An 8,588-nucleotide genomic window follows, 5' to 3' on the forward strand; every position below is an offset into this window, starting at 1 on the left:
CCGAATGCGGTCTTCTTATGTGATATCGAAAAGGCCGGGGAATGCCCCCGGCCCTTTTTGTTTCCGCTCTCTGGTCTTTGGTTCCGTCTGCGCAGGTGCAAACCTGGTGCAAAAGACTGGACCTAAACAAGACCGAGCTTCACGAAAGGCTGGCGGTCAGTTGCTGGAGATCAGCCCTTCCGGGCGTCCGACCACCACAAAATGCAGCGCATCCGGCAGCAAGACCTCTCCGGCCACCCGGTTGATCTCTTCCAGCGTGACCGCGTTGACCTTGTCATTGCGGGTTTTCACATAGTCCATTGGCAGTTCGTCCATTTGCATCCCCACCAGGATTGACGCGATCTGGCCGTTGCCATCAAACCGCAAAGGATAGGCGCCCGTGAGATAGGTCTTGGCATCCGTCAGCTCCTTTTGCGTGACGCCCGCGCTTGCTAGGCGCTGCCACTCATCCTGAATCACCTCAACCGCCTCGGCCATTTTGGCGTTTGCTGATCCGAGCTGTCCCATGTAGATCGCAGCGAGATCCTGCGGCAACAGGTAGGAATAAACCCCGTAGGTGAGGCCCCGCTTGGCGCGCACTTCCTTCATCAGGCGGCTGTCAAACGAGCCGCCTCCCAAAATCTGGTTCATAATATAGGCGGCAAAGAAGCGCGGATCATCGCGCTCAATCCCCGTGTGACCAAACAGCGCCACCGACTGTGGCGTGTCATAGTCAACGATGCTGACGCCGCCTGTGATGGCGACTGTGGCAGGGCCCGGAAGCGGCGCACCTGTGGCGGGCAAATCTGCCAGCAGACTGTCCAGCAGCGCGCCCAGCTCTGACGCCGTGATATCACCAACCGCGCTCACATAGAGCCGGTCGCGGGCAAAAATCGCCTCATGGGCATCAAAGATGTCCTGACGGCTCAGCGCTGAGACGCTGTCAATTGTGCCATGTCCACCGCTGCCATAGGGATGATCACCATAGGCCATCTGGGCAAAGGCCTCACTTGCGATCTTGTTGGGGTCTTTCAGGTCCGACCGCAGCCCGGCCAGCACCTGTGCGCGCACCCGGTCCAATGCGTCCTGATCAAAACGCGGCATGTGAATGGCCTGACGCAGCAGAGCAATCGCCTCATCCCGGTTTTCGCTGAGGAACCGCGCCGAAATAGACAGGCTGTCGCGATCGCTGCTGTAGCCAAAACTCGCCGCCAGGTTCTCTACGGCGCGGGAATACTCCTGCGCCTGCATCTGACCAGAGCCCTCTTCCAGCAACCCGGCCATCAGATAGGTGGCGCCCCGTTTGCCCGGTGCATCCAGTGATGTGCCACCGCGAAAGCGCAGCTCAAGGGCTGCAAAGGGAATCGAGTGATCCTCAACAAGCCAGGCGGTGATGCCGCCGGGAGAGGTCACCTCGTCGATCTTGATTTCCGCTTGCGCCGGCAAAGCCAGCGCGCAGATCCAGGCAAAAAGTGACGCCTTCAGGGCCTTTGTCAAAACTGTCAGGCGCATCATTTCCCCTCCTCCTGCCGCATCATCCATCCGGTTACCGAAGCCTCGGGGCGCAGCAGTTCCTGCGCGGCGGCAATAATTTCATCAGAGGTGACAGATTGCAGGACCTGCGGCCAGCGCTGCACATCCTCCACCGTCAACCCCGTGGTCAGGGCGCGGCCATAGCGATTGGCAATGCCATCCACATTGTCGCGCGCATAAATCTCAGAGGCGCGCAGCTGCAGTTTGATCCGGTCAAGCTGCTCGGCATCGACGCCCTGCTCCATGAACAGGGCCAGGCTCGCATCCAGCGCCGCTTCGGCCTCCTCAAGGCTGACGCCATCGGCAGGAACAATCAGAAAATCAAAGCTGGTCGCATCCAGCGAGGTGCCGGAATAATAGGCCCCGGTATGCACCGCCACCTGCTGGTCGAATTGCAGCGCATTGGCAAGATAAGAGGTCGTGCCGCCGCCCAGAAGCTGCGACAACAGATACAGGGCAGCTGCCTTTTCCTGGGCACCCGCGTCCCGTTCTGGCGCCAGATAGGAGCGCTGCACAAAGGGCTGCGCCACGCGCGGATCCTTAAAGATCAGGCGGCGCTCGGCGTTCTGCGGCGGCTCTTTACTGCGCAGAAGGGTTGCGGGCAGATCCGGGTTGGCCGGAATGACCCCATAATAGGTCTCGGCCAGCGATTTCACTTCTTCGGGATCTACATCGCCCGAGACCACCAGAATGGCATTATTGGGCGCGTAATAGGTGCCATAGAAAGACAGCGCATCCGCCATATCCAACTCTTCCATCTCGTGCCGCCAGCCGATGACCGGTTGGCCATAGCGATGGTTGAGGAACTGTGCCGCGTTCAACTGCTCGGAAAACAGGGCGCGGGGGCTGTTATCGGTGCGCTGGTTGCGCTCTTCCAGAATAACTTCGCGCTCGGTGACGATATCCTGTTCGGCGAGGCGCAGATTGACCATGCGGTCGCTCTCCATCCGCATCATCAGCTCAAGCCGATCCGAGGCCACGCGCTGAAAATAGGCGGTATAGTCATAGCTGGTAAAGGCATTGTCGCGGCCACCATTGGCCGCCACGGTTGCAGACAGCTCTCCTGAGGCCATTGTATCGGTGCCCTTGAACAAAAGGTGTTCCAGAAAATGGGCAACCCCAGATTGGCCAACCGGCTCATCTGCGGACCCGGCCCGGTACCAGACCATATGCTGCACCACCGGCACCCGGTGATCCTCGACCACCACGACCTCCATGCCGTTTTCAAGAGCAAAAGTCGTGACCAGTTCATCCAGTCCTGATGCACTCTGCTGTGTCTGGGCCAGAGCCCCGCTCAGAGCCCCTGTCAGGCTGGCGCTCAGCACGGCGGCCGCCAGGGCAATCCGTGGGATCATGCGGCTTTCTCCTTTTTGTCGCGCCCAACCCTGCCGGGTTTTGGCACATTTTTGAGCTTTTAATTGTTCGATCTGACTGCAAAATCCTTGTCACGCGCGCAACGCACGACGGGGTAAAAAGACCTGCAGACAGACAATTTCTGGCGTCCGGTCCTGAACATCCGTTCCTGCGCAGAGGCAACCGGCCCGGCTATAGGTAACCTACGCCGAAAAGGCCCGGGTGCAAGTAAGACTGTCGCAAACGTGAGAATTGGCCACAGCTTTAGATCTGTCAGGGAGAGAAGAGATGTTACCCAACCAACGCCCTTGTTCATGGCACCATAGCCTACGGGAGCAAGGTTAAAAAACAGCCCCCCAATTCCAGCCCAGCTCAGCCCAAGTCCAGTCCCAGCCCTATCTCCACATCAAAGGCGACAGGTGCGCCACACAGAACAGCCCGGTTCAAACCTGACCTAAATCTGGCGCTCAGTCTTTTACGCGTGCGGGTGGTGCGGAAGGCGTTGCCACACCTGCCCGGCGAAAGGCTGCATTGGCGGCAAATGGATCCAGGGTCTGCTTTGAATAGATCTGCTCGTAGCGATCCACCGGTGCGATTTTGATTTTGCCCCCCCGGCGCTTGCGCTTGAGGAAGGCCGCATCTTCGCTCGCCAGGGTCTGGCGCACATCCGCCGCCACGCCGTAGCGGCTGGAGGCGGTTACCAGACCAGCATCGCTGGCTGGAATGGCGGTGCCGGGCACCAGGGCAGACGGCTTGCCGCCAAGGGGTGCAACCGCATCGGCCTGCGGGGTGGGATCCGTCAGATTTGCGCCACCGGGGGTTGGCACCGGCAAGGCGGCATAGTCCGTCGGCGCGGTCAGCGGTTTGGGAGGCAGGATCAGAAATTCATCCGGGCCCGTGCCGGTTGCGCGAATATCGCGCAGCTCTTTTTGCACGCAGCCGGACATCGCCACCGCACCAATCAGACCCATCATTGCCAGAGGAATACGCATTTCCCCAATACTCCCGCCAGTTTCAACGCGGTTTTAGCCTATTTCCCGAGGGAGGTCACGCAGGCTTTTTCATTCGGCCCTCAAACAGGATCAAACCCGCAGCGCCGGCAAAAATGAACACATCGGCCAGATTGAACACAAAGGGATTGTTGAGGCCGCAGCAGGACATATTGAGGAAATCCAGCACATAGCCATAGAGCAGGCGATCCGCCACATTGCCCAGCGCACCACCAATCACCAGCCCCGCCGAGATCCGCATCAGGGCGCCCTTGTCAGGGCCCCGGCCAACCCAGATCACCAAGGCCAGGCAAATCACCAGCGACAGCCCGATCAAAAGCCAGCGCGCCAGCTCATCGCCGCCGCCAAACAGGCCAAAATTGATGCCGGCGTTTTCGCCATAGCGAAAATTCAGCAGCGGCGGCAGCACGTCAATGCTGAGGCGCTGAGACAGGCCCATCCAGTGGATAACCAGATATTTGCTGGCCTGATCCAACAGAAAGGCCCAGAAGGCGCCCCAAAAAATCATACGTGCTGCTGCCATTTTTATATTCGCGTCCCGTTTAGTGGCGAAAGTGGTTAGTGGCGGAAGTGGCGCATGCCGGTAAAGACCATCGCAATGCCAGCCTCGTTGGCCGCCGCAATCACCTCGTCATCGCGCATCGAGCCACCGGGCTGGATCACGCAGGTGGCACCCGCAGCTGCCGCTTCGAGCAGGCCATCCGCAAAGGGGAAGAACGCGTCCGAGGCCACGGCAGAGCCTTTGGCGAGGCTCGCGTCCAGACCCAGCTCATCCGCCATGCGCTGCGCCTTGGAGGCCGCCACATTGGCACTGTCGAGACGGCTCATCTGGCCCGCACCAACGCCCACGGTGGCATTACCTTTGACATAAACGATGGCATTGGATTTGACGTGTTTTGCGACCTTCCAGGCAAACAACAGGTCCTGCATCTGCTCTTCGGTGGGCGCTTTTTCGGTGACAACCTTGAGGTCATCAATGCCGACATAGCCCACGTCCTTGTCCTGCACCAGAACGCCGCCGCCAACCTGTTTGTAGGCCGTGAGCGCCGCACGCGTATCAGGAAGACCATCGGGCAGCAGCAGGCGCAGGTCCTTTTTGGCAGCAAAGATCGCTTTGGCCTCATCGGATGATCCCGGCGCAATCACCACCTCGGTAAAGATCTCGACGATCTTGGCTGCGGTTTCTGCATCCAGCACCTGATTCAGCGCCACAATACCGCCAAAGGCCGAGGTGCGGTCGCAGTCAAACGCCTTTTGGTAGGCTTCCACCAGAGTGGCGCCCTTGGCGACACCGCAGGGGTTGGCGTGTTTGATGATCGCCACGGCTGCGGTCTCGGCTGGGTCAAACTCGGCGACCAGCTCATAGGCCGCATCCGTGTCATTGATGTTGTTGTAAGAGAGCTCTTTGCCCTGCAACTGCTGCGCTGTGGCCACGCCGGGACGACCCGAGCCATCAGTATAAAACGCCGCTTTCTGGTGGCTGTTTTCGCCATAGCGCAGGGTCTGCTTCAGCTCACCGGCAAAGGCACGGCGACGGGGCGCTTCCAGCTCCAGCGCGCCGGCAAACCAGGTGGAAACGGCCGCGTCATAGGCGGCGGTGCGGGCATAGGCGATCTGCGCCAGCTTTTTACGGAACGCGGGGGACGTCGCGCCACCGTTTTGGTCCATATCGGCCAGCAGAGTGTCATAGTCAGCAACATCCACAACCACGGTGACATCACCATGGTTTTTGGCAGCGGCGCGAATCATCGCAGGGCCGCCAATGTCGATGTTCTCGATGCAGGTGTCATAATCAGCACCCTTGGCCACGGTCTCTTCAAACGGGTAGAGGTTCACGACCAACAGATCGATCGGAGCTATGCCGTGTTCCTGCATGGCTTTGACGTGATCGGCATTGTCGCGCAGCGCCAGCAGCCCGCCATGCACCCCATGGTGCATGGTCTTTACCCGGCCATCCATCATTTCAGGAAAGCCCGTGATATCAGCCACGTCTTTGACCGTGAGGCCAGCCTCACGCAGGGCCTTGGCAGAGCCCCCGGTGGACAAAAGCTCAACGCCGCGCGCAGCGAGCGCCGTGCCGAGGTCAAGGAGACCGGTCTTATCGGATACGGATAGCAGGGCACGGCGGATGGGGGTCTGGTCAGTCATGGCAGGGCGGGCCTTCACAGGCTCAAGTAGGCTCAGTCAAAAATCTCGGGCTCATCCCGAGTCAGGTCACGCACCGCAACAGCCGTCTCTTGGGCCTTGCTGAGCGTCCACCGGACGCGTGTCGCATACTCGATTGCGCGGCCAGATAAAACGATCTGCTTTGCCGCACGGGGCTTTAATCGCGTTTTTTCAAGATAAACACTGGGTTCCAGCTTCATTTCGCAACTGCCATCGTGGCGAAACACCCAGATTTCCCCACTTCTGAGGGCCATCGAGACCGCAGCCCCGCCCAGATCGAGGGCAGAATCCACCTCGGGGTGCAGGTGCAGACGCAGCTCAAACGCAACGCCCGCGCTGCCGGCGCCATCCAGAACCCTGGAAAAGACCCGCTTTGCCGGCTCCTCAATGGCCACCAAGAGGTCTTCCCCCGCAAGGCCACGACCATCATCCGACAGCTCAAGGGTGCGGGCATGGGTGAGGCCAAAATCGCGCAGATAGCCATCATGGCCGCCCTGGAAACGATTGCCATCCGCGACCTCTTCGAGAGCGACCTGCACCTGGGTTGGCGCATCCACCAGCAACTCCTGGCCGGTGGTGCGATCCGCAGGTGCCAAGCGGGCACTGGAGTGACCGGCAAGGCACAGCGTCGAATGCGACGGCGTGGCCCGGCCTGCGCGGCGCCACTCAAGGCCAAATGTCTCGCCAGAGCCACAGCTCACGATCAGGGGGCGCCGCCCCGAGGTCAGCTCAAACGCCAGGGTTGAGGCATGGCCGTTGCCCGATGCAGCCCCTTTGGGCGGGACAGCGGCGTCAATGACAACCGAGGTACGGCGGGCCGACAGGCGGGCATAGCCCATGGCCAGCCCGTCGCGATAGCCGCCCGACACATGACTGGCAGCCAGCGCGTGATCCAGCCAGCCCTCGAGCCCGCGCCCGCCGCCGTGGAACCGCGCCAACCCGCCATCGGCGTGACGCAGGGTGCGCAGGGCCGGTGCGATGCGTTCAATCGCAGCCGTCTGCGCCGCAGGCACCGAGCGCCCGGCCTCATGCAGGGCGGCAGCGGCCCAGGTCAGCAGGGCGAAAACCTCCAAAAGCTCTTCGGGATTGCGGGTCGGCACACCGCCCTGCGCATCAATCTGGCTGTCGCATTCTGCGGCCAGCGCCCGAATGGCCGGATCCGCCAGCTCTTCGCGCCCCTGCAGCGCCAGCCCGGCATAGATCAGTCCGGTCAGCGCCTCAAAACGCGGCAGTCCCGGCGAAGCCCCCTGCCAGCGCTGCGACAAAAACCAGGTTTGCTGGGACAGGGATTGATAAAAGACCTCGGTCTCGGCGCGATCCTTGCTGCTGAGCAGGAACAAAGCGTGGTTGATCCAGCGGATCACCCGCCGCCCGGTCAGATCCGGCGACCAGGCCAGGGCCGATCCCAGTCCCGCGCCATTGGTTTCAATCCAGCCCCAGACCCATTTCTGCGCCTTGACGCGGGCCTGAATGTCGCCAACCGCCGCCAGATCATCAAGCCAGGAAAAGCCCTGACGCTCGGCCTCAAAGGCGGCATCCGGCGCGTTTACTTCCCACAGACCCGTGGTTTCTGATTCGACCAGAAAGCCGGCAAAGAGCAGATTTCCCGCCACCAGCTGCCGGCCACGTGCAAAACTGCCAATGGTCCGCGGCTCGGGCTGCGACACGAACCCGGTCGCTGCTGGCTGCTTGCGAGCGCGCCAGGCGTATAGCCTATTCATCATACGGGTCCCGCGACCCGCTACTCTATCGTATCTGGACATGCGCTCTGCCTCACGCCTTCTGTGCTATTAAGTGCCGGCGTTTAGGCAAAAGAATAGCGGCGTTGGCGCGTCAAGTCACCGATGAATACGTCCTGACAGGGATCCTCAGGCAGATTTGCGCAAAAGCGCCATGTAAAAACCGTCCATACCGCCCTGTTCAGGCCAGTAATCCGGACGCAGACGCAGCCCGCCTTCTTCGGTGATCCAGGCAGGATCAGTCCCAAGGCCATCCAGCGCCGCGCGATCCACCGTCATATCCGGGAACATCTCAAGCGCCTCTTCAATCTGGCATTCGCCTTCGTCCGGCAGCAGCGAGCAGGTGCAAAACACCATGCGACCGCCGGGTTTGACCAGGCTCCATGCATGCACCAGCATCCGCGCCTGCAGCTCGATCAGCTCACCAAAGGCGCTGCCGTCCTTGGCATGGGGCAGGTCGGGGTGGCGGCGAATGGTGCCTGTGGCAGAACAGGGCGCATCCAGCAGCACCGCATCATACTGCCCGGCCTGCTCAAGCGCGTCGCCCACCACCAGGTCAGCCACAAGACCGGTCCGGGTGAGGTTCTCGCGCAGACGTTCCATGCGCGTCGCCGAGGCGTCAACTGCAGTCACACTGGCACCACTGGCGGCCATCTGCATGGTTTTGCCACCGGGGGCAGCGCAGAGATCCAGCACGCGTTCGCCCGCTTGCGCGCGCAAAATCTGCGCCGGCAAAGCGGCAGCGGCATCCTGTACCCACCAATCGCCGGCCTCGTATCCCGCCAAGGCTGAAACCTGCCCCGCCTCA

7 protein-coding genes are annotated in these 8,588 nt (G+C 61.2%); all 7 read right to left on the reverse strand.

Annotated elements, in window-relative coordinates; genetic code table 11:
* Window positions 1-156: 156 nt before the first annotated feature.
* Window positions 157-1,494, reverse strand: a complete 1,338-nt coding sequence (locus B4968_RS07860; protein WP_083098043.1) for a M16 family metallopeptidase — start codon at window positions 1,492-1,494, stop codon at window positions 157-159.
* Entirely contained in the window at window positions 1,491-2,867 is a 1,377-nt protein-coding gene (locus B4968_RS07865; protein WP_083098044.1) for a M16 family metallopeptidase, read from the reverse strand. Before B4968_RS07865 ends, B4968_RS07860 begins: the two co-directional genes overlap by 4 nt.
* Before the next feature lie 465 nt (window positions 2,868-3,332).
* Entirely contained in the window at window positions 3,333-3,857 is a 525-nt protein-coding gene (locus B4968_RS07870; RefSeq protein ID WP_083098046.1) for a DUF3035 domain-containing protein, read from the reverse strand.
* Window positions 3,858-3,912: 55 nt separating this feature from the next.
* Window positions 3,913-4,398, reverse strand: a complete 486-nt coding sequence (gene lspA / locus B4968_RS07875) for a signal peptidase II (protein ID WP_083098047.1) — start codon at window positions 4,396-4,398, stop codon at window positions 3,913-3,915.
* 35 nt (window positions 4,399-4,433) lie between these two features.
* Complete coding sequence (gene purH, locus B4968_RS07880; protein ID WP_083098049.1) at window positions 4,434-6,023, reverse strand: bifunctional phosphoribosylaminoimidazolecarboxamide formyltransferase/IMP cyclohydrolase; 1,590 nt, start codon at window positions 6,021-6,023, stop codon at window positions 4,434-4,436.
* A 32-nt stretch (window positions 6,024-6,055) separates the two neighbouring features.
* Window positions 6,056-7,804: a heparinase II/III family protein gene (locus B4968_RS07885; RefSeq protein WP_083098051.1), complete on the reverse strand. Its 1,749-nt coding sequence runs from the start codon at window positions 7,802-7,804 to the stop codon at window positions 6,056-6,058.
* Window positions 7,805-7,909: 105 nt separating this feature from the next.
* Window positions 7,910-8,588, reverse strand: a 679-nt coding sequence (locus tag B4968_RS07890; RefSeq protein WP_139792638.1) for an RsmB/NOP family class I SAM-dependent RNA methyltransferase, incomplete at its 5' end; no start/stop codon positions are given.

The sequence above is a fragment of the Pseudophaeobacter leonis genome (assembly GCF_002087335.1).
In the GTDB taxonomy this organism is placed as follows: Bacteria; Pseudomonadota; Alphaproteobacteria; order Rhodobacterales; family Rhodobacteraceae; genus Pseudophaeobacter; species Pseudophaeobacter leonis.